Raw genomic sequence first — 2,630 nt, 5'->3', positions numbered from 1 at the left:
GAATGCGCAATAGGGTGCCCCAGCACGTAGGCGCGGCGAAGATACGGGGCCTCACGGTACGGTTCAGTCTTCATCGGCTCTCTTTCGCTCTCACGCTGGGGGTCGTTCTCAACGCTGGGTACAGGGACGGCCGCGGGGGCCACCTCCCATTTTAGCGGGTACAGCAAAGGCGGGCACCTCCCCCACTCTCGTGGAGGTGGTACCCGCCTCAGCAAGGAACCTTCACGCCGAAACTACCGAATCATAGCTACCGGCTGAACCAATCAGATGCAGCTTAGCTACAACGGTTCGGGTGCTTCGAGCACCACTGGTTGTACTCTTCAACGTAACGCTGGTGCTCAGCGTAAGTGCGGGAGTACTTCGTCTCACCAGAATCCAGGTCCACAGTTACCCAGTAGTAGTACGGGTTCTTCTCGGGAGCCGCTGCTGCCTTAATCGAAGCCAGCTGCGGGGAACCAATCGGACCCTTCGGCAGACCCTTATTCGCATAAGTGTTGTACTTATTGCTCTTATCGGCCTTCTGCTCTTCAGTCAGGTGGTACGAGCGGACACCCAGACCGTAAGTCACGGTCGCATCCGACTGAATCAGACCCGAGGTCTCACCATCGGGGTTGTTCAGGCGGTTCTCAATGATGCCTGCAACCGCCACGTAGTCCTTCGGCTGAGCCTCAAGCTCCACGATGGAGGCGATGGTCAGAACCTCAAAGGTCTTCTGGTCGCCGCTCACGCCGGCTTCCTTCAGGTCAGCCTTGGTCTTATCAACCATGGTCTGAATGACCTTCTTGATGTCGGTGTCCTTCGGGAAGCGGTACTCACCCGGGTGCAACCAACCCTCAATCGAGGGGAAGTTGCTCGGCACACCGTACTGGGTGTAGTTGCTGACCGCGTCCTCAACCTGCTTGCGGGTGAACGCGCCATCGGAGCCAGAAACAATCAGATCGATGGTCTCGCTCACGCGCTTACCCTGCGGAATCGCCAGGTACAGAACGTTGCTGTTCGCATCAATAATGGTCGTAATCGCGCTCGAGCTGCTCATGTGCTGCTGCAGTTCATAGGTGCCAGGCTGCAGGTACTTACCCTTGCTCTCCTTGGTGTACACCTCAAGGAACTTATCAGCATCAGCAATGACGCCCGCCGCCTCAAGCTCCTGCGCCACCTGCGCGGTGGACTGGCCAGAACGAATCGTGAAAGTCACGGTCGTACCATTGCCGCCACCCGAGTAGTCACGAGTCTTGAACGGGTCATAGCGAGTAATCAGGGCACCAGAGATGATGACCAGAGCCACGACAAACAGGGAAATTGCGCTCAGCAAAACGGCGCGGCGGCGGCGCTTACGCGCACGCAACGTAGCCACCGACACGATTTCCTGTTCCATCGTAATGCCGGTAATGCCCTTACGTTCATCCTCGGCTGTCGGCCTAAAGAGGTCGAGCCCGCTCTCTTCGGGATGTTTATTCTGTTCGGTCACTGAAGGTTCTCCGTTTCGTTGACGGCACCGACCGTGGTCCCTTCTGACTCGGACGGTCGGTTTTCTTCGTGGGCCGGATCGCTCACCTTGTACCCGGCTACGGACTGCCCCGCCTTGAGGGCATCCAGGCTGTACTGCAGAATGTTCACAGCCGCCACCTGGTCAACCATAGTCTTGAAATCTCGGCTGGAAACCCCAGCCTCGTGCAGTGCACGGTGAGCGCTCACGGTGGTGAGTCGCTCATCCACCAGCCAAATGTTAATGTGTGTTTTCTCTTCGGCATCCAGCTCGGAGCGCAGAGCCTGAGCGTACTCCCGAGCCATCTCCGTGGAGGGAGAATCCCCACCACGCATGGTCTTCGGAAGCCCGACGAACACCTCCACCACCTCGTTCACCTCAATCAGCTTGCGCAAAACACGGCGGTCAGAGTTCTTCTTCGCGTCGCGGCGCAGCGTCTTGAGCGGGGTGGCGAGAATACCGTCGGGGTCGCTGAGGGCGGTGCCGACGCGGGCGTTACCCACATCGACACCCATCCGCACTCCGCGCTGGAATTCTGCCATGTTTAGGCCTGAGCCTGTGCGATAGCGTCGCGGACAGCGTCCAGTGCAGCACCAATCTTGGATGCGTCCTGGCCACCACCCTGAGCGACGTCGTCCTTACCGCCGCCACCGCCGCCGAGAACACCGGCAGCGACGCGGACCAGAGCGCCAGCCTTCACGCCAGCCTCACGAGCACCCTCGTTGGTTGCCACCAGGACGACGGGGCGGCCATTAGCCACACCCACCACGGCGACAACAGCGGCCTCGGAGCCGAAGCGCGAACGCAGATCCAGAGCCAGGTCACGAACGCCGTTAGCGTCCAGTTCGCCAGCGTCATGCGCCAGAACGCGAACAGAACCGATGGTCTGTGCGTTCTCCAGCAGCTTGCCAGCCTCAGCCTGCAGCTTCTCGCGGCGCAGCTGAGCCAGTTCCTTCTCAGCAGCCTTCAGCTTAGCCAGAGTCTGGTTAATCTTCTCCGGCAGATCAGCGGAAGACTGAACCTTCATCAGGCCGGTCAGCTGGTTCACCAGGGTACGCTCAGCAGCCAGGTGGTTGAAGGAATCCAGACCCACCAGAGCCTCAACACGGCGGTTACCGGAGCCAACAGAGCCCTCGGTCAGCAG

The 2,630-nt window shown here is 59.7% G+C and carries 3 protein-coding genes; all 3 read right to left on the bottom strand.

The genetic code is table 11. The features are described from left to right. Positions 1–274: 274 nt before the first annotated feature. Positions 275–1,468, bottom strand: coding sequence for an endolytic transglycosylase MltG (gene mltG, locus QZ540_RS08415; protein WP_294629175.1), 1,194 nt, complete (start codon positions 1,466–1,468; stop codon positions 275–277). Next, positions 1,465–2,028: a Holliday junction resolvase RuvX gene (ruvX, locus tag QZ540_RS08410; protein ID WP_012903482.1), complete on the bottom strand. Its 564-nt coding sequence runs from the start codon at positions 2,026–2,028 to the stop codon at positions 1,465–1,467. The genes mltG and ruvX overlap by 4 nt, the downstream gene beginning before the upstream one ends. A gap of 2 nt (positions 2,029–2,030) precedes the next feature. After that, positions 2,031–2,630: DHHA1 domain-containing protein (locus tag QZ540_RS08405; protein WP_294629172.1), on the bottom strand; the 600-nt coding region annotated here is incomplete at its 5' end.

This window comes from uncultured Rothia sp. (assembly GCF_916049665.1).
Taxonomy (GTDB): Bacteria; Actinomycetota; Actinomycetes; order Actinomycetales; family Micrococcaceae; genus Rothia.
This window is presented reverse-complemented; position numbering and strand designations above follow the sequence as displayed.

Coding starts and splice junctions, on each gene's coding strand:
- ruvX (WP_012903482.1), bottom strand. CDS start 2,028: ATGGCAGAATTCCAGCGCGGAGTGCGGATGGGTGTCGATGTGGGTAAC.